20 protein-coding genes are annotated in these 24,207 nt (G+C 69.4%); 13 read left to right on the top strand and 7 right to left on the bottom strand.

Translation table 11 applies throughout. The features are described 5' to 3' along the window. Positions 1-67 precede the first annotated feature (67 nt). Positions 68-2,077 carry a M13 family metallopeptidase gene (locus tag QMG39_RS07010; protein ID WP_281883450.1) on the top strand — a complete coding sequence of 670 codons (2,010 nt, stop codon included), beginning with the start codon at positions 68-70 and terminating at the stop codon, positions 2,075-2,077. A gap of 89 nt (positions 2,078-2,166) precedes the next feature. Beyond that, positions 2,167-3,072 carry a serine hydrolase gene (locus QMG39_RS07005; RefSeq protein ID WP_281883448.1) on the top strand — a complete coding sequence of 302 codons (906 nt, stop codon included), beginning with the start codon at positions 2,167-2,169 and terminating at the stop codon, positions 3,070-3,072. Here the strand turns inward: QMG39_RS07005 and QMG39_RS07000 are convergent. From QMG39_RS07000 to QMG39_RS06985, 4 genes are all read right to left on the bottom strand, one after another. Then, complete coding sequence (locus QMG39_RS07000) at positions 3,069-3,896, bottom strand: lipase family protein (RefSeq protein ID WP_281883445.1); 828 nt, start codon at positions 3,894-3,896, stop codon at positions 3,069-3,071. The genes QMG39_RS07005 and QMG39_RS07000 overlap by 4 nt on opposite strands. Then, entirely contained in the window at positions 3,893-4,453 is a 561-nt protein-coding gene (locus QMG39_RS06995) for a hypothetical protein (protein ID WP_281883444.1), read from the bottom strand. The genes QMG39_RS07000 and QMG39_RS06995 overlap by 4 nt, the downstream gene beginning before the upstream one ends. 67 nt (positions 4,454-4,520) lie before the next feature. Next, positions 4,521-4,949 (bottom strand): NUDIX hydrolase, encoded by a 429-nt coding sequence (locus tag QMG39_RS06990; RefSeq protein WP_281883442.1) that lies wholly within the window; start codon positions 4,947-4,949, stop codon positions 4,521-4,523. After that, positions 4,946-7,489, bottom strand: coding sequence for a bifunctional lysylphosphatidylglycerol flippase/synthetase MprF (locus QMG39_RS06985; protein WP_281883440.1), 2,544 nt, complete (start codon positions 7,487-7,489; stop codon positions 4,946-4,948). The genes QMG39_RS06990 and QMG39_RS06985 overlap by 4 nt, the downstream gene beginning before the upstream one ends. A gap of 168 nt (positions 7,490-7,657) precedes the next feature. Here QMG39_RS06985 and QMG39_RS06980 point away from each other — a divergent pair, with 168 nt between their 5' ends. Further along, on the top strand, positions 7,658-9,043 hold the full coding sequence (locus QMG39_RS06980; protein WP_281883438.1) for a glycine--tRNA ligase: 1,386 nt from the start codon (positions 7,658-7,660) through the stop codon (positions 9,041-9,043). 77 nt (positions 9,044-9,120) lie between these two features. On the opposite strand, the gene QMG39_RS06975 is transcribed toward QMG39_RS06980, so the two are convergent. Further along, positions 9,121-10,053, bottom strand: a complete 933-nt coding sequence (locus tag QMG39_RS06975) for a toll/interleukin-1 receptor domain-containing protein (RefSeq protein WP_281883436.1) — start codon at positions 10,051-10,053, stop codon at positions 9,121-9,123. A 225-nt stretch (positions 10,054-10,278) separates the two neighbouring features. Next, a complete protein-coding gene (locus QMG39_RS06970; RefSeq protein WP_281883434.1) occupies positions 10,279-10,845 on the bottom strand; it encodes a RipA family octameric membrane protein in 567 nt (188 codons plus the stop codon). Between the two features lie 342 nt (positions 10,846-11,187). On the opposite strand from QMG39_RS06970, the gene QMG39_RS06965 reads away from it, so the two are divergent. Both QMG39_RS06965 and QMG39_RS06960 read left to right on the top strand, forming a co-directional pair. Then, on the top strand, positions 11,188-12,339 hold the full coding sequence (locus QMG39_RS06965) for a carbohydrate-binding domain-containing protein (RefSeq protein WP_281883432.1): 1,152 nt from the start codon (positions 11,188-11,190) through the stop codon (positions 12,337-12,339). Between the two features lie 30 nt (positions 12,340-12,369). Next, positions 12,370-13,257: an AlbA family DNA-binding domain-containing protein gene (locus tag QMG39_RS06960; RefSeq protein ID WP_281883430.1), complete on the top strand. Its 888-nt coding sequence runs from the start codon at positions 12,370-12,372 to the stop codon at positions 13,255-13,257. Between the two features lie 3 nt (positions 13,258-13,260). On the opposite strand, the gene QMG39_RS06955 is transcribed toward QMG39_RS06960, so the two are convergent. Beyond that, positions 13,261-14,193, bottom strand: a complete 933-nt coding sequence (locus QMG39_RS06955) for a hypothetical protein (protein ID WP_281883428.1) — start codon at positions 14,191-14,193, stop codon at positions 13,261-13,263. A 146-nt stretch (positions 14,194-14,339) separates the two neighbouring features. On the opposite strand from QMG39_RS06955, the gene QMG39_RS06950 reads away from it, so the two are divergent. From QMG39_RS06950 to QMG39_RS06915, 8 genes are all read left to right on the top strand, one after another. Further along, positions 14,340-15,812: a glycoside hydrolase family protein gene (locus tag QMG39_RS06950; protein WP_281883426.1), complete on the top strand. Its 1,473-nt coding sequence runs from the start codon at positions 14,340-14,342 to the stop codon at positions 15,810-15,812. A gap of 48 nt (positions 15,813-15,860) precedes the next feature. Further along, positions 15,861-17,198 (top strand): ABC transporter substrate-binding protein, encoded by a 1,338-nt coding sequence (locus QMG39_RS06945; protein WP_281883424.1) that lies wholly within the window; start codon positions 15,861-15,863, stop codon positions 17,196-17,198. A 70-nt stretch (positions 17,199-17,268) separates the two neighbouring features. Beyond that, positions 17,269-18,150, top strand: coding sequence for a carbohydrate ABC transporter permease (locus QMG39_RS06940; RefSeq protein ID WP_281887191.1), 882 nt, complete (start codon positions 17,269-17,271; stop codon positions 18,148-18,150). Beyond that, entirely contained in the window at positions 18,147-19,061 is a 915-nt protein-coding gene (locus QMG39_RS06935) for a carbohydrate ABC transporter permease (RefSeq protein ID WP_281883422.1), read from the top strand. The genes QMG39_RS06940 and QMG39_RS06935 overlap by 4 nt, the downstream gene beginning before the upstream one ends. After that, positions 19,058-20,074, top strand: a complete 1,017-nt coding sequence (locus tag QMG39_RS06930; protein ID WP_281883420.1) for a LacI family DNA-binding transcriptional regulator — start codon at positions 19,058-19,060, stop codon at positions 20,072-20,074. Before QMG39_RS06935 ends, QMG39_RS06930 begins: the two co-directional genes overlap by 4 nt. Before the next feature lie 13 nt (positions 20,075-20,087). After that, complete coding sequence (locus tag QMG39_RS06925; protein ID WP_281883418.1) at positions 20,088-21,530, top strand: glycoside hydrolase family 32 protein; 1,443 nt, start codon at positions 20,088-20,090, stop codon at positions 21,528-21,530. Between the two features lie 77 nt (positions 21,531-21,607). Beyond that, positions 21,608-23,170 (top strand): glycoside hydrolase family 32 protein, encoded by a 1,563-nt coding sequence (locus tag QMG39_RS06920; RefSeq protein ID WP_281883415.1) that lies wholly within the window; start codon positions 21,608-21,610, stop codon positions 23,168-23,170. Further along, positions 23,112-24,173, top strand: a complete 1,062-nt coding sequence (locus QMG39_RS06915) for a PfkB family carbohydrate kinase (protein WP_281883413.1) — start codon at positions 23,112-23,114, stop codon at positions 24,171-24,173. Before QMG39_RS06920 ends, QMG39_RS06915 begins: the two co-directional genes overlap by 59 nt. Positions 24,174-24,207 lie beyond the last annotated feature (34 nt).

The following is a 24,207-nucleotide window of genomic DNA, read 5'->3' as shown; positions in this document are numbered from 1 at the left end:
GGAGCCTGCCGGTCATCCCGTGGAACGACCCGCCGAATCCCGCCCGCGAGCGCTTAGGCTGGACCCCATGACCCAGGCCCCCCTCGCAGAAGACACCCCCGACGCGACCCTCGGCTCCGGCATCACCCTCGACGAACTCGACGATGCCGTGCGCCCGCAGGACGACCTGTTCGCCCACGTCAACGGCAAGTGGATCGCTCGCACCGAGATCCCCGAGGACAAGGCGCGCTACGGCTCGTTCCACGTGCTGAACGACGAGGCCGAGCAGGCGGTGCGCGCCATCATCGAGGAGGCGCAGGGCGCCGAGCCCGGCACCGAGGAGCGCAAGGTCGGCGACCTCTACGCGAGCTTCATGGACGAGGCGCGCATCGAGGAGCTCGGCGCCGCGCCGATCGCCGGACTGCTGGAGGAGGCTGCCTCGGTCGCATCCGTCGCCGAGCTGCTCACGACGATCGGCAGCCTCGAGCGCCGCGGCACGGGCGGGTTCTACCAGCTCTACATCGACAACGACCCGGGCAATCCCGAGCGCTACCTCGTGCTCGTGGAGCAGGGCGGCATCGGCCTGCCCGACGAGAGCTACTACCGCGAGGAGCGGTTCGCCGGAGTGCGCGACGCGTACGTGGCGCACCTCGAGCGCATGTTCGCGCTCGCCGGGCTCGACGAGCCGGCCGCCCGCGCCGCCCGCGTGTTCGAGCTCGAGACGGCGCTCGCCGCAGCGCACTGGGACAACGTCGCGACCCGCGACAGCCAGAAGACCTACAACCTGCGCACCTGGGCCGACGTGGCCGCTCCCTTCGCCGCGGCGAATCCGGATGCCCCGCTGGAGCTGTGGCGCGACGGCATGGACGTGCCCGACGGCGCGTTCGACGAGCTCGTGCTGCGCGAGCCGTCGTTCACCGAGGGGCTCGTGCCGCTGCTCACCGACGACCGGCTCCCGGCCTGGCGCGACTGGCTGGCCTGGCAGGTCATCCGCGGGAACGCGGCCTACCTGTCGGAGGCGTTCGTCGAGGCGAACTTCGACTTCTACGGTCGCACCCTCACCGGCACCCCGCAGATGCGCGAGCGCTGGAAGCGCGGCGTCTCCCTCGTCGAGCGGATCATGGGCGAGGCGGTCGGCCGCATCTACGTCGAGCGGCACTTCCCGCCGGCGGCGAAGGTCGCGATGGACGAGCTCGTCGCCAACCTCGTCGAGGCGTACCGCCAGTCGATCGGCGCGCTCGACTGGATGGGCGAGGAGACCCGCGCCCGGGCCATCGACAAGCTCGAGAAGTTCACGCCGAAGATCGGCTACCCGGTGAAGTGGCGCGACTACTCGACGCTCGAGATCTCGGCCGACGACCTGGCGGGCAACGTGGCCGCCGGCACCGAGTTCGAGTTCCTCCGGGAGCTCGGCAAGATCGGCTCGCCGATCGACCGCGACGAGTGGTTCATGACCCCGCAGACGATCAACGCCTACTACAACCCGGGCTTCAACGAGATCGTCTTCCCGGCGGCCATCCTGCAGTTCCCGTTCTTCGACGAGACCCGCGACCCTGCCGCGAACTACGGGGCCATCGGCGCCGTCATCGGCCACGAGATCGGCCACGGCTTCGACGACCAGGGCTCGCGCTACGACGGCGACGGCCGCCTCACCGACTGGTGGACCGAGGCCGACCGCGCCGCGTTCGAGGAGCGCACCGGCGCGCTCATCGCCCAGTACGAGGCGCTCGTGCCCGCACAGCTCGACGGCGACGAGCACCACGTGAACGGCGCGCTCACGATCGGCGAGAACATCGGCGACCTCGGCGGACTCGCGATCGCGTGGAAGGCGTACCTGCTCTCGCTCGGCGGCGAGGAGGCACCGGTGATCGACGGCCTCACGGGCGCGGAGCGGTTCTTCCTCTCCTGGGCGCAAGCGTGGCAGCAGAAGGGACGCGACGAGGAGGTCATCCGGCTGCTCGCGATCGACCCGCACTCGCCGAACGAGTTCCGCTGCAACCAGATCGTGCGCAACATCGACGAGTACTACGAGACGTTCGGGGTCACGCCCGACGACGCGGCCTGGCTCGACCCATCGGAGCGGGTCTCCATCTGGTGACCCGCACCCCGCACACCTGACCGAACATCTCGTGCGCGCCGCGTGACGCGGCGGGGGAGCGCCGACCGAACAGAGAGCAGCGAACACCCGTGGTGACCTCGCAGGAGTCGGAGCGCCGTTCGCGGCGCGCCGAGCGCCGCCAGGGTCGCCGTCGCGCCGACGAGCCGAACGACAACTTCACCCGGGGCTTCACGGCCCTGGGGGAGCTGTCGCTCGCGGGCGTGCAGGTGTCGGCGCGGGCGACCGACCTCGCGTCGGGGCGCGTGCTGTTCTCGGTCGACGACGACGTCATCATGCCGACGGCGTCGATCGGCAAGGTGCTGCTGCTGGTCGAGGTCGCCTCGCAGCTCGCGGGCCCGGGCATGGACGGCTTCCGCATCCTCGACCGCGAGCCGCTCGACGCCGTCGCCGACTCGGGCATCTGGCAGCACCTGCAGGCGCCGTCGCTGCCCATCGCCGACCTCGCCGCGCTGGTCGGTGCCACCAGCGACAACCTCGCGACGAACGTGCTGCTGCGCGAGATCGGCCTCGAGGCCGTGCGCGCGCGCACCGAGTCGCTCGGCCTCACCCGCACCGCGCTGCTCGACCTCGTGCGCGACCACCGCGGCCCCGACGACGCGCCGCAGCTGTCGATCGGCTCGACCCGCGAGCTCACCTGGCTGTTCGCGGCGCTCGCCCGCGGCGAGATCGTCACGCCCGAGGTGTCGCGGCGGGTCGTCGGCTGGCTGTCGCTGAACTCGGACCTCTCGCTCGTGGCATCCGCCTTCGGCCTCGACCCGCTCGCGCACCGCGAGCCCGACCACGGCCTGCTGCTCATGAACAAGACCGGCACCGACCGCGGCGTGCGCTCGGAGGTCGGCGTGCTGCGCGGCCCGCGCGCGGGCGTCGCGTACTCGGTCTCGATGTACTTCGCCGACACCGGCCTGCCCGCGCGCCTCTCGGTGCTCGACGGCATGCGCGCGACGGGCCTCGACCTGCTCGAGTACGTCTTCTAGCCACTCCGAGACGGGGCGGCGGATGCCGCGAGGCGGCCGATCGCATCGCGCACGGCGTCGACCGTGGCCGGCGCCCGCATGACGAGGAAGTGGCCCGCGACCGGCACCTCGACGTTGTGCGCGCCGGCGAGCACGCTGCCGTTGGGCACGTGCGGATCCCACACCGGGTGGATCGACGCGATGTGGGCGTTGACGGATGCGGCGCTGCGCAGCGCGGCGATCACCGGGTCGTCGGGCCGCAGCGCCCTGATGCTCGGGTCCTGCTGGAGCAGCCAGGCGCGCGTCGACCCGCCGAACGGGGTGGCGATGCCGACGACGCCGATGATGCCGAGGGGGCCGCGGTCGCCCGGGGCATCCGCTCGCCCCGCACCAGAGCGCCCCGCACCCGAGCGCCCCGCACCCGAGCGCCCCGCCGCCGCGAGGTCGTGCACCAGCAGGTGCTTGCCGATCAGCCCGCCCTTGCTGTGGCCGACGATCACGCGACCGGCGTCGGGCGTGCGCCGACGCCCGAGCGCCCGGGCGAGTCTGGCCGACGTCTCGGCGATGTCGGCGCGGTTCGCGCCCATGCCGTGCACCGCCAGCACGCGGTGCCCGGCCCGGTTGAGCGCGTCGCCCATGGGGCGCACGAACGACCAGTGCTCGTAGATGCCGGGCAGCAGCACCACCTCCGGAAGTGCCGGGTCGCCGCGCAGCCACCGGCGCGGCGCACGCCGTCCGTCCCAGAGCAGCGCGGCCTGCCGCCAGCCCGCGTAGACGTAGTCGAGCGACCACCACCACCACTTCGCGAGTGGCGACAGCCGCCTCCCGGCCTCCGGCCCGATCATCGGCTCGTCCCCGCGAGGTAGACGACGAAGATGAACGCGAACGGCGACAGCCAGTTCGCGACGCGGATGACCGTCTCGCACACGGCGATCACCCGACCCGTGCGCCCGGCCCGCGCCACGGCCGCACCGCGCACCGCCCAGGTCCAGCGGATCGCCCGGTACGCGCTCGTCACGTCGATCACGTCGCGGAACCGGCGCCAGCGCGACTCGGCCGACGTGCCGCGCGTCCACGCCCGCCCGCTGAGCGGCAGCGCGACGATCAGCGCCACCCACCCGACTGCGAAGCGGATCACGATCGCCGCGACGATGCCGATCAGCGGCGAGAGCGCGGCGCGGATGAACTGGCCCGGGCTCGTGAGCTGGAGGATCGCCTCCTCGGTGAGTGTGCCCGTGACGAACGCGAGCGACGCGCCGGCGAACAGCAGCGTGATGAAGCTCACCTTGAGGCAGCGCAGCACGAGCAGCGTGATCGCGTCGGCGCGGCCCGGCCGCAGGAAGCGCTCGGGATGCAGCGCGCCCCACGGGCGCGTGAGGTCGTCGGCATCGGATGCAGCCACGCCACCCCTCCCGCCGGTCCCGCCACGTTCCGCACAGGCTACCCGAGCGGATGCCACGGGCGTGATGTCAGTCGATCAGCCCCGCCGCCCCGAGCAGCCGCAGCACCTCCGCGCCCGCGGGCGGGCAGCGCCCCGCGTCGGCGGTCGACGCCCAGTGCACGGCGTCGATCTCGGCGGACGGATGCGGCGCGGCATCCGTCACCGCCTGGAAGACCCGCATGCGCACGAGCCGCCCGTCGGGCTCGCCGTGCGCCTGGGTCGCGACCTCGAAGAGCTCGTCGAGGCGTGCGGGGTCGAGGTCGAGCGAGACCTCCTCGCGCGCCTCGCGCGCGGCTGCATCCGCCCCGCTCTCGCCCGGGTCGACCTTGCCGCCCGGCATGAACCACACGTCGCGGCCGCGCGCGGTCACCATGAGCACCCGCCGGTCGCGCATCAGGGCGATCGCGGCGACGGGGATGTCGGGGTGGGCTGCGGCGCCTGGGGCTGGCCTGCTCATCGCGCCACCGCGCGCGTGAGCGCGACCGCCTGCTTCCGGGTCACGCGCGGCAGGTAGGCCCGCGACAGCGCGACCGCGATCGCCGGCAGGGACGCCGGGTCCGCGTACGACAGCCAGAGCGTCTCGTACTGCGGGTTGAACTTCGCCTTGAAGCGGAACAGCGAGGCGAACCCGTAGGCCGGCTCGAGCGTGCGGGCGAGGAACGCGAGCACCTGGTCGATCGCGGTCGGTTCGGGCGGGGTCTCGCCGTCGGCGACCGGCTTGGTCGCGAGCGGGGCGCCCGAGAGGCTCAGCACCGTGAGGGACTCCTCCTTCATGTGCAGCGTCGCCGACGCGATGAGGTACTCCATGACGCCGGGCATGGCGTCGTCGGCGCGGCGCATGAAGTCGATCGTCCAGCCGACGAGGCGGCCGTCGCCGTGCACGGGCAGCCAGCTCGTCACGCCGTGCACGTGCTCCTGCGCGTCGACCGCGAGCATGAGCCGCACGCTCGGGTCGCGCAGCTCGTCGACGCCGCTGAGCGTGAAGCCCATCTCGGGAAGCGCCTTCTCGGCGACCCACTGCTCGGAGATCGCGGCGACGCGTCCCTGCACCGGCAGCGGCAGGTCGCGCCACGAGCTCCACACCGTGGTGAGGCCCTCGCGGATGCCGCGGTTCAGCGGCTGCCGCACCTTCGCCCACGCCTTGCCGCGGAACGCCACGACGGTCGGGTCGATGCGCGTCTCCTCGCCGACCGAGATCGAGTGCCAGCCGAGCCGCTCGGCCGCGGCGCGCGTGGCCTCGTGCGCGCTGTAGAACACGGGTGTCCACCCGGCCTCGTCGCAGTAGGCGACGAAGCCCGCGACGACCTCGTCGAGCCGCTCGGGCGCGCACACCGGGTCGGAGATCGCGAGGGCGACCCCGTTCTCGAGGCGGAACGAGACGCCCGCGTCGAGGTCGTCGGCGAACCAGTACGACGTGCCCCGCCAGGTGCCGAGGTAGCCGAGCGTGCCGCCGCCGTGCCGCTCGAGCAGCGTGCGCATGAGGCGCTGGTCGGTGAGCGAACCGCGCGAGTCGGTGCGGCGGAGCAGGGCGACGGATGCCACCGCGAACACCGCCCAGAACAGCACGCCGACCCACTGGTGGGCGATGAACGCGAGCGTGCCCGACGGCAGCATCAGCGGGTCGATCGTCGCCACGATGTGCGGCGGCAGGAAGCGCTTGATCGTGTCGACCGTGAGGTCGCCGATGGTCGCGTCGGGCACGAAGCCGCTCAGCGCGGTCAGCCCGAGCATGAAGTAGAGCGCCGAGAGCACGGCGCCCGTGACCAGCACGACCGTCAGGAACTGCACGACGCCGCCGCGCGGGCTCGGCAGCGCGACGCGGCGGCGCAGGGCGAACAGCAGCACCGCGATCGCGACCGGCAGCGCCAGGGCCGCGACCACCCAGACGATGAGCTCGCCGATGCCCACGTCGGCGGCCTGGAACTCGGCCACCGCCTCGGCGACGTCGAAGGCGATGAGCGCCGAGAGCGCGATCGAGATGTTGATGAGGATCGCGAGCCAGAGCGCGAAGCGCCGCCCCTTGCGGATGCCCCACGCGGCGATCAGCAGCAGCGCGACCGGCACCATGGTGAGCAGGAACGGCCCGACGCCCTGCGTGCTCGCGACGATGATCGCCTCGTCGCAGGCGGCCGACGAGAAGCGATCGCACCGCGCGCCGATGCGGTCGGCGTCGATCGCCGGGTCGAGGTTCGCCGAGAGCAGCGAGAACGGCGTGAACGCGTCGGGGTTGAGCACCGCGACGATCGGCCCGAGCGCGCCGGCGGCGACGACGGTCGCGAGCAGCGCGCGCACCTCGCGGAACGACGAACGGCGGGGCCTGAGGGTCGACGGGTTGCCCTGGAACACGGCGCCGAGCAGCAGGCCGGCGAGGGCGGCGAAGAGCCGGTACAGGTGCTGCGGGTCGCCGTCGTAGAGCACGAAGACGAGCACCACCGTGAGCACCGCGACGCGCGTGCGGGTCGCCCAGAGCCGGGGCATGAAGGCGCTGGCCGCCATGAGCGCGCCGATGATGCCTGGGAGCGGATCGACCGTGACCACCGTCGCCGACAGCAGGGCCCACCACTCGCCGGCCCACGCGCCCATGGCCACGATGCCGATGCCCACGCCGTAGCCCGCGGCGCCGGTGACGAGCCCGGCGACGAGCGCGCGCCAGGTGCCCATCACGCGCTCGGCGGTGCCGAGCAGCAGGAGTGCGGCGACGATCGAGACGATCGCCTCGACCGGACCCGAGACGAAGCCCGCGGCGGTGAAGACGGTCCACCAGCGGCCGTCCTCGAGCGTCGGCCCGACGCCCGCGCCGAACTGCTCGAGCAGCTCCTCGTCGAGCGGGGCGAGCGGATGCCCCTGGAACAGCCAGTTCACCGCGAGCAGCACAGCGAGGGCGACGCTGAGCGGCGCCCGCACAAGGAAGCGCAGCAGGCGGCCGAACGCCGACCCGAAGCGGGACTCGGTGCGCCGGGAGAGCTCGGCGTCGGTGGCCGTCTCGGGCGGGGGCATCCGGTATCTCGTCGCCCTGCCGACCCGATCCGCCATCGCCGCCCCCCTCCCGGTCGTCGTGCTCCCAACCTAGGGGCATTCGGGGCCTCGCGCCGCCCGTAGGATAGGGAGTCGTACGTTTCCGGGCGCATCCGCCCGACCCCCTCCCGAAGGACCATTGGAGCCACCGTGGCCGCACCCAGCCGACTCGATTCCGTCATCACCCTCGCCCAGCACCGCGGGTTCGTCTTCCAGGCGGGGGAGATCTACGGCGGATCCCGGTCGGCGTGGGACTACGGCCCCCTCGGCGTGGAGCTCAAGGAGAACATCAAGCGCCAGTGGTGGAAGACCATGGTGCAGGGCCGCGACGACGTCGTCGGCCTGGACTCGTCGGTGATCCTGCCGAAGCAGGTGTGGGAGGCATCCGGCCATGTCGAGGTCTTCTCCGACCCGCTCGTCGAGTGCCAGCAGTGCCACAAGCGCTACCGCGAGGACCACCTGATCGAGGAGTTCGAGGCCAAGAAGGGCCGCGCGCCCGTCGGCGGCCTCGACGAGGTCGTCTGCACCAACTGCGGCACCCGCGGCCGCTGGACCGAGCCGCGCGCGTTCTCGGGCCTGCTGAAGACCTTCCTCGGCCCGGTCGACGACGAGGCCGGCCTGCACTACCTGCGCCCCGAGACCGCGCAGGGCATCTTCGTGAACTTCGCCAACGTGCTGCAGGCGGCGCGCATGAAGCCGCCGTTCGGCATCGGCCAGATCGGCAAGTCGTTCCGCAACGAGATCACGCCCGGCAACTTCATCTTCCGGACCCGCGAGTTCGAGCAGATGGAGATGGAGTTCTTCGTCGAGCCCGGCACCGACGACGAGTGGTTCGAGTACTGGCTCGACACCCGCTGGAACTGGTACACCGACCTCGGCATCGACCCCGAGAACCTGCGCCGCTACGAGCACGCGAAGGAGAAGCTGTCGCACTACTCCAAGCGCACCGTCGACATCGAGTACCGCTTCGGCTTCGCCGGCGGCGACTGGGGCGAGCTCGAGGGCGTCGCGAACCGCACCGACTTCGACCTCGGCACCCACACCAAGCACTCGGGCAAGGACCTGTCGTACTTCGACCAGTCGAAGAACGAGCGCTGGACCCCGTACGTCATCGAGCCCGCGGCGGGCCTGACCCGCTCGCTCATGGCGTTCCTGGTGGACGCGTACCACCAGGAGGAGGTGCCGAACGCCAAGGGCGGCACCGACACCCGCACCGTGCTGAAGCTCGACCCGCGCCTCGCGCCGGTCAAGGCCGCCGTGCTGCCGCTGTCGCGCAACGAGAAGCTCTCGCCGATCGCCCGCGAGGTCGCCTCGTCGCTGCGCGAGCAGTGGAACGTCGACTTCGACGACGCCGGCGCCATCGGCCGCCGCTACCGCCGCCAGGACGAGATCGGCACGCCGTTCTGCATCACGGTCGACTTCGACTCCCTCGACGACAACGCCGTCACCGTGCGCGACCGCGACACCATGGGCCAGGAGCGCGTCTCGCTCGACCGCCTGTTCGGGTACCTGGCGGAGCGGCTCAAGGGGGCGTAGGTGCGCGGTCGGCACGTCGAAGTGCAGGAGATCCGGCGTGACGCGCTGAGTGCCGGCGTCCGCATATGCCGTGTCGTCTAGTGTGCGATGCGTCGCCAGATGACGAACTCACCGAGGCCGGTCACTCCACGCAGTTCGTCCTCGCTCACGGTGTCGAAGATGTTGTAGAACGAGTACGGGGCGACCTGCGGAACGGGCATCGTTGTCTGGATCATGCCCTCCATAACAAGATGGTGGCCGGGCCGAACTTCCCAGTGACCCTCCGCTTGCGCCAACGGGAACTTCACCGCGAGCTGGAACATCGACTCACCGCTCCAGCTGCGATGGATCCAGAATTCTCCGCTTGAGAGCCCGCCAGCAGTCTGCACATCGACTGCCCAATGTCCCAGCATGATTGCAGACAGGTCAATTGGGTTGGACACGTGGGTCGGGCGGGGTCCAACAGGGTCAGCCGCTCGAAGCTGGCGAGGGTTCCCGGTCGACTCCGACAGGTCGGGCCAGAGTTCTTCCGTACTCGGAGGTTCGGGGGGCATCTCAACGATTTCCTTGACCGGCCCGCGGACGACGGCGGGTTGATCTGTCAGGCGACGGTAGAGCTGCTTGAAGCTGTTCTGGTCGTTGAGAACGTAGTGCTGGTACTGCCGGACTTCGATAGGAATGTACTGACTGTCGTCGGTGGTCTGGATGACTGGGATGATCCGAGTCTGACTGTTGAGGCGGTCGGCTACCTCGTTCGCAATAATGGCCCACTCCCAAGATCCGCCTGTGCCTTCTGAGCTGGAGCGTTTTGCGTACTCAGCGGTGCACAGTGCAAGGACGAAGTCCGCTTCGGCCAACTCCTCGTTGCACCATCGGCGCCAGCCATTGGGAGGATGTGCCACGTACTGATCGATGCGGCAATCCAAGCCGTTCTCTCGAAAGTACTCCGACAGATTGAATACATACTCGGATACTCGCGGTTCCCGGACGTACGAGATGAAGATCCGGATACTCCGCTGCGCTTCTTGCATCGAGACCGCCTCACACCTGGACCGACACGTTGCTCCCGGGTCGAATATCAAGCACTACCGTCGTCACTGAAATCGCGCCGCGACGCTACCAGAATAGTGATCCGACCCAGCAGATTGCCATTGGTTCAGGAGTGATGACCTGGCGTGGCCACGATGGCCAGTTCGCTGGGATCGATTCGCAAGCCCAATCCCAGGCAATCTTCGAAGGCGAAGGTGGACTTGCCGTCAGATGCTCCCAGCGGCGGCCGCCACGGCACCTATGACATAGGCGAGCCCGAAGAGCAACGGAACCCATATTTCGACGTGTGTGAGTGCCCAGTACGTCGACTTGTCCTTCTCCTCTCCTCGCAGGGCCTTCCATTCACCGGTCCACCAAGGGGAGGCTGGAAGTCGCTGTTCCAAGGCCCCGATTACGGCGAACTTCGCCGCATTGAGCTGTCTGTACGAGCGCACGACCCAGAACCAGGCGAGGCAGAGTCCGAGCGCAAGTGCCAATGCAGGCACGAGGAACCATGGCGACAGACCATCGGGGCCGCCCCTCCAGAAGACGGCCACCAACGTAAGCACCGCACTATTGAGCGAGAGGAAGAATGTGTTCGCGAGTCCGCGCCGACTCGATATCCGATCGGCCATCTCGACGTAGAGCTTGTACTGGTCCATCAGCGCCGCTTGATAACCCGGGTGTTTCACGTAGTAGTCGTAATCCGTGTCGTCGTCATTCCAGAGACTCGCAGAGACTTCTTCCGGCGTGGATGGCTGCGCAACCTTGAAGTACGTGCTCCATATCGACATGCCCGAGAGTCTCGCGCATGAACACAGCCCTTCGGCGCACCACGCGTGTGGCGGGGTCCAATCACTGTCGAAATTGAAGAGTTTCGGCAGCTCTACGGGCGCGACGACGTCGACATCTTCCCTGTGCAACTGCTCAAGCGACAGGTCTCAGACTCGGCGCTGACCACCCGGAGGAGAGCTGGTTGCCGAGCGCGATGCTCAGCGTCGAGCCAGCCGCTCCATCGAGGCCACCGAGTCTTCGCGGCGGCGCCAATGTCTCGGCATAGGACGCACATAGGAGGCGCATAGACGCGGATGGTGTCGTCGGAGTCAACCCACGAGACTCCGCCCCGAGGACCCATCATGAGACGACTCACCATCACCGCCGCAGCCCTGCTTACCTCTGCGCTGCTCTTCACCGGCTGCACGACGACGCTCGCCGACTCGAGTGCGGACACCACCGCAACGCAATCCAGCTCCTCGTCGGCCGAGACGACCGCCGTCGAGACGAGCACGGTCAGCGGCGACATCGACTGGAGCGGGCTGCCGACGACGGAGGTCGAGCTCTCCGACGACGGGCTCACCATCACCGAGGCGGGCACCTACGTGCTCAGCGGCTCGACGACCGGGCAGGTCGTCGTCGACACCGACGGGAACGTGCGTCTCATCCTCAACGGGGTGACCATCGACAGCGCCGACGGGGCTGCCATCCAGGTCGACAGCGCCGAGACGACCGTGATCGAGCTGGCCGAGGGCACGACCAACACCGTCTCCGACTCGTCCACCCGCGGCGACGAGGAGATCGAGGGCGCCATCTACTCCGCCGACGACCTGATCATCACCGGCACCGGGACGCTGGACGTGACCGCCGAGTTCGCCGACGGGATCGTCGGCAAGGACGACCTGTCGATCGAATCGGGCACGATCACGGTGACGAGCGCCGACGACGGCATCCGCGGCAAGGACAGCCTGACCATCAGCGGCGGCACGATCACGATCGACGCGGCGGGCGACGGCATCAAGTCCAGCAACGACACCGACGCCGGCGAGGGCCAGCTCGTCATCTCCGATGGCGACATCACGATCACCACGGGCGACGACGCGGTGAAGGCCGAGCAGCAGGTGACGATCACCGGGGGCACGCTCGACATCGTCTCCTCGGTCGAGGGCATCGAAGCGCCCGTGATCGTGATCGACGGCGGTGACATCACCGTGAACGCATCCGACGACGGCGTGAACGCCGCCGCCTCGGCCATCGTGACGAGCGGCCTGAGCATCACGGTCAATGGCGGCGAGATCACCGTGGTGATGGGCTCGGGCGACACCGACGCGTTCGACAGCAATGGCGACCTCACGATCACCGGCGGATCGATCGACGTCACCGCGCAGTCCGCGTTCGACTTCGACGGCACCGGCACCCTCACCGGAGGCACCGTCGTCGTCAACGGCGAGCAGATCACCGCCCTGACCAACCAGATGATGGGCGGAGGCGGAGGCGGAGGCGGTCGGCCGTAGGGGCGTGCTCCTTCGGGTTAGGGTCGACGGGTGTCCGACAACGTGATCTTCGACGCCCCGCCGTGGGCGGTGGCCGTGGTCATCCTCGCGGCGGTGCTCGTCGCGCTCGCCTTCTCGGGCATCGCGCGCCTGATCCTGCGGCGCAGGGCCCGTCTGCGTGCATCGACGGCGCTCATGCTCTCCCTCTTCGGCATCGTCGTGGGCCTGCTGCTGACGGAGCTGATCGGGACCGACCCGAACCTGGGCAGCCCGCTCGTGCTGATCACCACGCTCGGCATGGCCGTGCTGTTCATCGGCGTGTACGGCGCGATCGCCGCGCACCTGCAGCGCCCGACCCGCGCGAGCATCGAGCAGCTCATGCGCGCCGGCGAGTCCGACCAGGTCGAGTTCAAGTCGACCGCGCGCATCAACCTGCGCACGGGCGAGAAGGACGCGCGCATGGAGCAGGTCATCGCGAAGACCGTGGCCGCGTTCCTGAACGGCGACGGCGGGGCCCTGCTGGTCGGCGTCGACGACGCCGGCACCGCGCTCGGCCTCGACGCGGACCTCGCGACCCTGCGCACGCCCGACCTCGACCGCTACGAGCTCTGGCTGCGCGACCTCATGACCACCTCGCTCGGCACGGCGGCGGCATCCCTTGTGCGGGTCGACTTCGCCGAGGTGCCGTCCGACGACCAGGCGGCGACCGATGGGCAGGCCACCGTGTGCCGCCTCGAGATGACTGCGTCGCCGCGCCCGGTGTACCTGCGCCCGGGCAAGTCGGCCGACCCCGAGCTGTGGGTGCGCGCGGGTAACTCCACGCGCAAGCTCGCCGTCGACGAGGCGGCGAACTACATCATGCACCGCTGGCCCATCGGCGTGGGGTCGAACGTCGCCGCGCAGTTCCGCGCGGCGGTGCGGTTCTCCGAGGACCGGTAGCGGCTACGCGCTCTGGGTTGCGTGAGCCGCCTCAGCGACCTGGGCCCGCACCGCCTCGGCGACCGCGTGCTCGTCGTGGATCGGCGTCGACCGCGGGTAGTTCGTCGTGAGGAAGTGCTGCGCGTAGGGGAAGCAGGCGACCTCGAACGGCTCGTCGGCACGCCAGCCCTCGCCGAACGTGTTCCGCTCGACGGCAGCGGCGCCCAGTGGAATCCGCAGCGCCTGCGCCATCTCGGCCGGGTCGAACACGAGCCCGAAGGGTTCGGAGCCCTCGTGCGCGAGGCGCCCGCCGTAGTCGACCGAGAGGTTGCCCTCCACCCAGAGCCGCTGGTCGAGCGGATGCATCGTGCCGGCCGGCACCGAGGCCGTGGCCGCGACCGCGTTGGGCCGTTCCGCGCTGCGCACGTCGACGATCACGTCCCCGGTGTGCGCCGTGGTCACGATCGCGCGCTCGGTCGTCGCGGCGGAGAACCCCTCGCCCGGGTCGTAGTTGATGGTGTTCGACTCGTAGTCGCAGATGACCCACGTGAGCAGGCCCGTGCGGATGCTCTCGGCGATCACGTACAGCTCCACGCGCGCGCCCTGGAACACCGAGGCGCGCACGTTGAACGCCCCCAGGATCGCGCAGTGCCGCGGGGTCTCGTCGGCGAACATCGCCGTCGGCACCAGGCGGTAGCCCTCGGGCAGCAGGCGCTCCGCGGCATCCGCATCGGTGATCTCATAGGCGAGGAAGAAGGCGTACGGCTCGACGATGAAGCCCATGTACTCGTCGGCGCTGCTGCTCGCGCGGTCGACGATCCAGCGCTGCAACGACTGCGGCATGCGCGCAAGCATCTCGGCGCGGCCGTAGAGGCCCGCGACCCCCTTCGGCGTGACGGTGCCCTCGGTGTGCGTGATGAAGCTGCGCAGCTCGGCGGGCGTGATCGCGGTCGGCATGCCTCCATCGTACAAGTTCATGCGTTTGCATGATTAGCGACGCGAAGATCCGTTGATTAACCGATTGACCATCCATGGATGCCTTGCTAGGGTCATGCCTAACCGGTTAACCATCGGCCCCAGCGAACAGCAACAACGAGGTGTACATGGACCAGCGTGGGTTCTATCGGCCGGACGGCGGATGGGTCGGGGATGTCATCCCCTGGCAGGAGGACGGTGTCTTCCACCTCTTCTACCTGCACGAGTCCCGGCGTACCCCGAAGGATGGGATGCCCTGGCATCGGGTCACCACGGACGACCTCGTCGAGTTCCGCGAGACCGGCCCCGCGATCCCGTCCGGGGGACCGGCCGCCGACGACTTCAACGTCTACACGGGCAGCATCGTGGTCGACGACCTCGGTACCCACCACGCCTTCTACACCGGTCAGAACCCGAAGCACCTCGGCGCGGACGGCAAGCCGCTCCAGCTGGTGCTGCACGCATCGAGTGGTGACGGCATGCAGACCTGGCAGTCGCACCCGGCTGACACGTTCGGGGCCCCGGACGGCTACGAGTCCGCCGACTGGCGCGATCCGTTCGTATTCCGCGACGCCGACGCTGGCCTCTGGCGGATGCTCATCACCGCTCGGCATGTTGACGGCCCGGAGCGTCGGCGGGGCGTCATCGCGCAGTACACGTCGACCGACCTCGTTCGCTGGTCGCTCGCGGAGCCGTTCTGGGACCCGCGCCGCTACGTCGCTCACGAGTGCCCCGAAGTCTTCCAGTGGGGTGACTGGTGGTATCTCGTCTACTCCGAGTTCAGCGATGCCTTCACGACCCGGTATCGGATGGCGCGCAGTCTCCACGGCCCGTGGATCGTGCCGGAGCACGACACCCTCGATGGGCGCGCCTACTACGCCGCGAAGTCCGCGGAGCGTGACGGCCGGCACTTCTTCTTCGGTTGGATCGCCAGTCGTGAGGGCGAGAGCGATGACGGCGCCTGGCAGTGGGCAGGCACGATGTCGGTGCTGGAGGCCGAGCAGCGCGGGGACGGCTCGCTCGGGTTCCACCCCCCGCGCGAACTCCGCGAGACGTTCGCCGACCCCGTCGGCGCGCTGCCCCCGGGCACCACCTTGACCGCCCCCGACGGCTATGCGGAGACGCTGGCACACGGGACCGCACCGAGCTCCTTCCGGCTCGTCGCGCGACTGCACACCGCGCCGGGAACCAGCGAGTGCGGCGTCCTGCTGCGCGCGAGCGACGACGGCGACGAGGGGTACCGACTCCGCCTCGAGCCCCGCCGCGGCCGACTCGTGTTCGACCGCTGGCCGCGTCGCCTCACGGGTGGCGAGCAGTGGCAGATCTCGGGCGATGTCCCGCACGCGATCGAGCTCGAACGGCCGGCCGCACTCGGGCCGGGCGAGCACGCCCTCGACATCATCGTCGATGGAGACCTCTGCGTCGCCACGCTCGACGATGAAGTGGTGCTCAGCACCCGGCTCTACGACCGCCCGTCCGGCCGCGTCGGCGTCTTCGTCGGCGAGGGCAGCGCGGTCGTGACCGAGTTCACCCTGCTCGCGCGGTCCGAACCGCGTTCACACACTCCCGGAGCGGACCGCCTGGTCGCCGCCACCGGGTGATCCCACGCACCACCCACACCCGATAACCGATCAATGGAGATTCCGACAATGCGATTCACACAGCGCACGGCGATGCTCGCCGGGGCGACCCTCGCGGCCACGCTCGTCCTCACCGCCTGCTCGGGCGCGACCGGGGGAGGTGACCCGACCGATGTCGACCCCGAGGGGACGATCGAGCCGCGCGAGATCTCATGGCTGCTCTCGCGGCCCGCCGACGGTGGCGTCATCACGACCATGCAGCAGATCGCCGACGAGTACGCGGCCGACCACCCCGGCTTCGCGCTCAACCTCATCACCACGCCCGACCGCCCGTCGTACATCCAGAAGTACGAGACCCTCGCGGCCGCGAACAAGCTCCCGGAGCTGTTCGACACCGACGCGACGCCGTTCGCCCAGAAGCTCGCCGACCAGGGGAAGATGGTCGACGTCGACCTGCTCCTCGACGACCTCGGCTTGGCGGACGAGTACCGCGAGGCTGCACTGAACTACCAGCGCTTCGACGACGGTGCGCTCTACATGGTGCCGTTCGAGTTCCAGCTCGAGTTCTTCTGGTACAACTCGGCGCTGCTGGAGGAGGCGGGCGTCGACGTGCCGGCCACGCTCGACGACTTCGCGCCGATGTGCGAGGCGCTCCGAGACGCCGGTATCACGCCGATCGCGCTCGACGGGCAGGACCAGTGGCCGCTCGAACGGTACATGGCGTACTACCCGTTCCGCCTCGCCGGACCCGGGTACGTGCAGGACCTGAAGAACGGCGACGCGTCCTTCGCCGACGAGCCGGGACGCGCGGCAGCGGAGTGGCTGTACGGACTCGGCGAGGCGGGATGCTTCCAGGAGGGCTTCTCCTCGACGGGCTACGCCGACGCGCAGGCACTGTTCACGTCGGGGAAGGCCGCGGTCTACAACATCGGCACCTGGGAGCTCGGCAACCTCGCCACCGAGGCGCTCGATCCGGCCGTCCGGGACGACGTCGACTACTTCACCCTGCCCACGATCGACGGCGCCGCGACCGCGGACAACGAGTACGTCACGCCGTCGGGCATCGGCATGGCGGTCAACGCGCAGACGTACGATCCTCTCGTGCGTGACTTCCTCGCCTTCGCGCTCGACCGGTACCCGGACCTCTACACGTCGTCGGGCGCGCTGTCGCCCACGAACGGCGCTGAGACCGTCGTTCCCGGCGATGCCACCGAGCTCTACGGCCGCGCGGTCGAGCAGGCCGGCGACGTGGGGCCTGCGATCGCGATGCCATGGGACACCCAGCTCGACCCCGCCACCAACACGCGGTTGCAGCAGGAACTGACCCTCCTCGTGCAGGGTGACATCACCCCCGACGAGTTCATCGAGACCATGGACGACACGCTCGCGGAGAACGTCGGTGGCTGACACCGCCCAGGCCGGGGCTCGCGCGGTACGACCGCGTGCGCCCCGGCGTTCCGCGCCGATGCGGCGGTCGATGCTGCCGCGCCGGTCGACGCTGTCCGTCCTCGTCTTCCTCGTTCCGCCTCTCCTGCTCTACGGGGTGGCGGTCCTGCTGCCCATCCTGCAGTCGCTGTTCCTCAGCCTCTTCTCCTGGGACGGCATCACCGACATGGCGTTCGTCGGCATCGACAACTACGTCAAGATGCTGACCCGCGACGATGTCTTCTGGATCGCGTTCGGCAACGCGCTCGGCTACCTCGCGATCTGCCTCGTGCTCCAGCTCGGTGGGGCGCTCGCCGTCGCCGGGCTGCTCACGGCGCTTCCCCGGGCGCGCGAGGTCGTGAAGACGCTCTACCTGCTGCCGGCGGTCATCTCGACGGTGGCGATCGCGTTCCTGTTCGTGCGGATCTACTCCCTGGAGCCGCTCGGTCTCCTCAACCAGGTGCTCGCCTGGGTGGGGCTCGAGGGCCTCCAGACGGCGTGGCTCTCCGACGTGCAGACGGTGCTCGCGGCCGTATCGATCCCGGAGGGGTGGCGCTTCACCGGGCTCTACATGCTCATCATCTACGCCGCGCTGATCGCCGTTCCGCAGGAACTGGAGGAGGCCGCGCGACTCGACGGCGCCTCCTGGTGGCAGACGTTCTGGCGCATCCGGTTCCCCTACATCCGTCCCGTCTGGATCACCACCACGATCATGGCGACGACGTTCGCGCTGCGAGGGTTCGACATCCCCTACCTCCTGACGAACGGCGGCCCGGGACAGGCGTCCGAGCTCCTCACGACCTACATGTACAAGACGGCCTTCGTGCACACCGATTACGGGTATGCGAGTGCGATCTCGGTGTTCATCGTCATCGAGTGCCTCGTCGCCGTCGGCCTGATCCTCCTGCTGCTCCGTCGAAGGGATGACTCGTGAGCGCCTCCGTCCTCACCAGGCCGGCGACCTCGCCCGCGTCGCCGCCGCCCCCCGTGGAGGTGCGCCGACCTCGGCGCTCGCAGCGGCTCCGCATCCAGCGCGCGCTGCTGACCGTCACGATCATCCTGATCGTGGTCGTACAGGTGTACCCGCTCGCCTGGCTGTTCATCACGAGCTTCCGCACCGCGTCGGACTTCGCGGGTGGCAATCCGTTCGCGCTGCCGACCGAGTTCACCCTCGAGAACTACGAGCGCGCATTCGCGACCGGCAACCTCTGGCTGAACATCCTCAACAGCCTGATCGTGACGCTCGGCGCGAGCGCGCTGATCGTGGTGGCGGGAATGATGGCCGCGTTCGCGCTCCAGGTGCTCGGCTTCCGGCTGAGCGGAGTCGTGCGCGCAGTGTTCCTCCTCGGCATCATCGTGCCGGTGCAGATCGCCCTCGTGCCGCTGTTCGTCGACTATGCGCAGGTCGGGCTGCTCGACACGCACCTCTCGATGATCATCCCGCTGGCGGCGTTCTCGCTGCCGATGTCGGTGTACCTGTTCTCGTCGTTCTACGAGTACATCCCGCGCGAGATGTACGAGGCGGCGTCGCTCGACGGAGCCGGGCCGTACCGGATCTTCGCCCAGATCACGTTCCCGCTCTCCCTCAACACGATCATCACCGTCGTGCTCGTCAACAGCATCTTCATCTGGAACGACTTCATCTTCGCGAACACGTTCGTGCTGTCCGATGGACTGAAGACGATCCCGCTGGGCCTGCAAAACTACATCGGGGCGATGGGCAACACCGACTGGACGGCGACCTTCGCCGCCGTGTGCGTCACGGTGACACCCCTGCTGCTGGTGTTCCTGGTACTGAACAAGGCGATGATCAACGGACTCGAGAGCGGGGCGACCAAGGGATGAGTGCGACGGAGCACGGCAGGAACGGGCCCGCGGTCACGATGCGCGACGTCGCGAAGGCGGCGGGCGTCTCGGTCGCGACCGTCTCCCACGTCGTGAACGACAAGCCCGGCGCTCGCATCGGCGACGATGCGAGACGCAGGGTGCAGGAGGCGGTCGTCGAGCTCGGGTACCGGCCGAACGCGCTCGCGAAGACGCTCTCGCAGGGCGGCTCGCGGTTCATCGGGCTCGTCGCCGACGCCATCGCGACCACGCCGTTCGCCGGCCAGATCATCCACGGTGCACAGGACGAGGCGTGGAAGCACGGCTACGTGCTGCTGGTCGCGAACACCGAGGGCAACGCCGCGGTGGAGAACGACGCGATCGCCATGATGCTCGAGCACCAGGTGCACGGCATCCTCTACTCGACCTGGTATCACCGTGAGATCGTCGTGCCCGACGTGCTCCAGCAGGTCGACACCGTGCTGGTCGACTGCTTCGCGGCCGACGGCGAGTTCCCGGCCGTCGTCCCCGACGAGGAGCAGGGCGGCCGCACCGCGACCGAGGAACTGCTCGCCGCGGGGCACCGGCGGATCGCGTTCATCAACACCACGACTCCGTCGCCCGCGCGCACGGGCCGGCTCGCCGGCTACCGAGCTGCGCTCGAGGCGTCCGGAATCGAGATGGACGAGTCGCTGGTGTTCTCGGCCGAGCCGCAGCAGGAGGGCGGGTATCGCACGACCCCGCGCATCCTGGAGTCCGGGGCGACGGCGGTCTTCTGCCACAACGATCGGGTCGCGATGGGCCTCTACGACGGCCTCCGTGAGGCGGGGGTCCGCGTTCCCGAGGACATCGCGGTGATGGGCTTCGACAACCAGGAGGTCATCGCCGCGCACGTTCGCCCGCCACTGTCGACCGTCGCGCTGCCGCACTACGAGCTCGGCGCCGCCGGCGTCCGGGTGCTGCTGGGCCTCGAGTCGGATGAGTCGCACCGGCTGCGCATCGCCTGCCCTGCGGTGCGCCGGGCATCGGTGTGAGGGGGCCGCGCGCGTGAGCACGGAGATCTCGCGGCCACTGTTCCATCTCACCCCGCGCCGCAACTGGATGAACGATCCGAACGGGCTCGTCCACGACGGCGCGCTCTGGCACGCGTTTTTCCAGTACAACCCGCACGGGCCCGACTGGGGGAACATGAGCTGGGGCCACGCGACGAGCACGGACCTGCAGCACTGGGAGGAGCATCCCGTCGCGCTCTCCCACTCTGACGGTGAGCAGATCTACTCCGGCTCGGTCGTCGCGCCGTCGACCGAGGAGCCGCTGGTCGCGTTCTACACGAGCGCGTACTCCACGGGCATGCAGGCGCTCTCACGAGCGGTCAGTCACGACGGGGGGTTCTCCTGGGTCGCCGACCCGGACAACCCGGTGATCGACCGCGGATCGACCGACTTCCGCGATCCCAAGGTCATCCGCTACCACGGTGACGACGGTGACTCGCGATGGATCCTCCTCGCCGTGGAGGCGGTCGAGCGCCGTGTGCTCTTCTTCGAGTCGCGCGACCTGCGAACGTGGGCGGAGGTCGGATCGTTCGGGCCGATCGGCCCCGAGGGCGTCGTCTGGGAGTGCCCCGATCTCCTCCGGCTGCACGTCGACGGCGCGCCCGATGACGCTCGCTGGGTCCTGCTCCTGAGCACGAATGCCGTCGGCGACCACGCAGATCCCGACGGTTCGTCGATGCACTATCTGGTCGGCGACTTCGACGGTCGGGCCTTCACGACGGATGCCTCCGAGCTGACGCGGCTCGACCACGGGCGCGACCTCTACGCGGGGGTGACATTCGACAACGCTCCGGACGACCGCGTGATCATGCTCGGCTGGATGTCCAACTGGCGCTACGCCCACGTCGTGCCGTCCGCGCCGTGGCGCGGGGCGATGTCGCTTCCACGAACGCTCAGCCTCCGCTCCATCGGGCCGGAGGTGCTGCTCGTCCAGGAGCCGGCGTACTTCATGCGAGCGGGCCTCGCCGGCATCGAGCCGATCGAGATCACCGAGGCGTCGAACCGATTGGCTCTCAGCGGACACTCACTCGTCGACCTGCGATGGGAGCCGCGCCTCACCGGTGTGCTCCGGATCCGGATGCAGGGCGATGCCGACGCGACCGTGGAGCTGACGCACGACCCGCGCGCCGGGACGCTCGTGCTGAACCGGCTCGGACCGGCGTCGGAGGCAGTACATCCCGACTTCGCGGGGGCCAGCGCGGCACCGCTTCGCCAGCCCTGGGTCGGTCGCCTCCTGCTGAGCCTCGACGGTCCGTTGCTCGAGGTGTTCGCCGGCGACGGTGCGACGACCATGTCGAGCCTCGTCGTGCTCGGGTCGGGAAGGATCCAGGTGGACGTGTGCTCGGAGCATCCGGGTCCACTTGCGGTGCGGTCCGTCGACATCGAGGCCGATGAGAGCGGGGCGGTGACTGCCGCTCCCGCGGCCGCTCGCGCCTGAACGACCCATCGTCAACCACCGCCGTCACCATCTCGGCGGGCGATTCGTCGCGCCCGCCGCCAGAGAAAGGAAGCACCATGAAGCAGGACATCACCCGCCGCGCGCTGTTGCACGGAACCGGTGCAGGCGCCCTCGCGATGCTCATGCGCGGGCTGGGGCATACTCAGCCCGCGCACGCGCTGAGTTCTCAGCGTGCCGTCTACCACATGACACCGCCTTCGGACTGGCTGTGCGACCCACAGCGGCCCGTCGTCGCCGGAGGTGCAACGCACCTCTACTATCTCCACTCCGACCAGAACAACGGACCGGGCGGATGGGATCACGCATCAACCGTGGACGGCGTGGCGTTCACCCACCATGGCACCGTGGCGCCGCTCGAGGACGGTGTGCCCGTCTGGACCGGATCGCTGGTGGTGGACACTCAGAACACTGCCGGGTTCGGCACAGGTGCAGTCGTCGCTCTCGCCACGCGACCGACCGATGGGATCCGCAGGTATCAGGAGCAGTATCTCTACTGGTCGACCGACGGTGGCGTTACCTTCACCCGGCTCGACGACCCGGTGATCGTCAACCCCGACGGGAGGACGGCGAGCACCCCCGAGGAGATCGACAATGCCGAGTGGTTCCGCGACCCGAAGATCCACTGGGACTCCATGCGTGGCGAATGGGTCTGCGTCGTCGGTCGGGCTAGGTATGCGACCTTCTACACTTCGCCGAATCTTCACCAGTGGACGATGCGCCAGAACTTCGACTACCCGAATCACGCGCTCGGCGGCATCGAGTGCCCCGACCTCTTCGAGATGGAAGCCGACGATGGGACCCGGCACTGGATCCTCGGAGCAAGTATGGACGCATACGGGGTGGGCTTGCCCATGACCTACGCCTACTGGATGGGTTCGTGGGACGGCACATCGTTCATCGCCGATGATCTGGACCCCCAATGGCTGGACTGGGGGTGGGACTGGTACGGCGCGGTGACCTGGCCGTCCACGGCCCAGCCGGACACCCGTCGCCTGGCGATCGGATGGATGAACAACTGGAAGTACGCTGCACGGGACGTGCCCACGGACGCAACGGACGGGTACAACGGGCAGAACTCGATCGTGCGTGAACTCAGGCTCGAACGGCAGCCGGGTGGATGGTGCAGCCTCCTGAGCAGCCCGATCGCGTCTCTCGGCGATCACGTCACTTCGATCACGAGCATTCCCGACCGAACCGTGGACGGGAGCTTCGTCCTTCCATGGACGGGGCGCGCCTACGAGCTCGAAGTCGACCTCGCTTGGGGGGACGCCGGGAATGTCGGCATCTCCGTCGGCCGCTCGGCGGATGGCGCACGGCACACGAACATCGGAAAGTTCGGGGGCGAGCTGTACGTGGACCGCGGGCCCTCCGATCGCGCCGAGTATCCGCTTGCGCCGTACTCGAGGGCAGCGGCGCCGATCGACCCGACGGCGCGCGCAGTACACCTCCGCATCTTCGTCGACACGCAGAGCGTGGAAGTGTTCGTGAACGCGGGGCACACCGTGCTCTCGCAACAGGTCCACTTCCTCGAGACGGACACGGGCATCTCGTTCTACACCGATGGGGGACCCGCCGACTTCACCGGGGTCACCATCCGTGAATTCGGCACCCCGATCTGAGCGGAGCGAAGTGGACACACAGTACGAGGTCGCGCCGGGATCGGGGAGTGCTTCCATTCACCCCGACGGCGCCGACATCCTGGTCGTGGGCGAGGCGCTGGTCGATGTCGTGACCCGGGCAGACGGCTCGGTCGACGAGTCGCCGGGCGGAAGCCCCGCGAACGTGGCGGTGACGCTCGGTCGGCTGGGGCGCGCACCTCGCCTGCTGTGCTCGCTCGGTGACGACGCGAGCGGGACGACCGTGCGCGAATGGCTCGGATCGTCGCAGGTGCGCCAGATCGGAGGGGTCGCGACGCGAACATCGACGGCGACTGCGACGCTCGATCGCGCGGGCGCTGCCCGGTACGGCTTCGACCTGTGCTGGGAAGCGGACTTCCGCGCAGCCGGTGAGCCCGACCTGGTGCACGTCGGGTCGATCGCGGCCGTGCTTCCTCCCAGCGCACCCGACGTCGCCCGTCTCGTGGACCGATGCCGTGGGCGCGCGCTGGTCAGCGTCGACCCCAACATCAGGCCCGCCCTCGTCGACGAACCGGTCGGGGTGCGGGCGCGGGTGGAGTCCCTCATCGCACGTGCGGATGTCGTGAAGGCGAGCGACGACGACATGCGTTGGCTCCATCCGGGAGAAACGCCGGCCGAGGTGGCGCGGGGCTGGGCCGCCGCCGGACCCGCGCTCGTGGTCGTGACGCTGGGCCGCGACGGGGCGATCGCGGTCTTCGACGACACGGAGCTGCGTATCGAGGGCGTGCCCGTGGACGTGGTCGACACCGTCGGCGCCGGCGACACGTTCATGGGGGCACTGCTGGACGCGCTCGTCGAGGCGGGCGCCGTCGGCTCGGACGCACGCGGAGTCCTCGAACGGCTGGACGCGTCGATGGTCTGTGCCGCACTCGAGCGCGCGGCACGCGCGGCAGCGATCACTGTCGGGCGAGCCGGAGCGGATCCGCCAACGCGGCTCGAGCTGGATGGGCCGGCGCCGTGCCCGGGCAGGAGCGGTGGGGCGTAGGTTCGAGGTGGTACGACACGCCCCCGGAGATGAT

The organism is Agromyces rhizosphaerae, assembly GCF_027925245.1.
In the GTDB taxonomy this organism is placed as follows: domain Bacteria; phylum Actinomycetota; class Actinomycetes; order Actinomycetales; family Microbacteriaceae; genus Agromyces; species Agromyces rhizosphaerae.
Note: the sequence above shows the minus strand (reverse complement) of the source record. Positions and strands in the feature narration are given on the sequence as shown.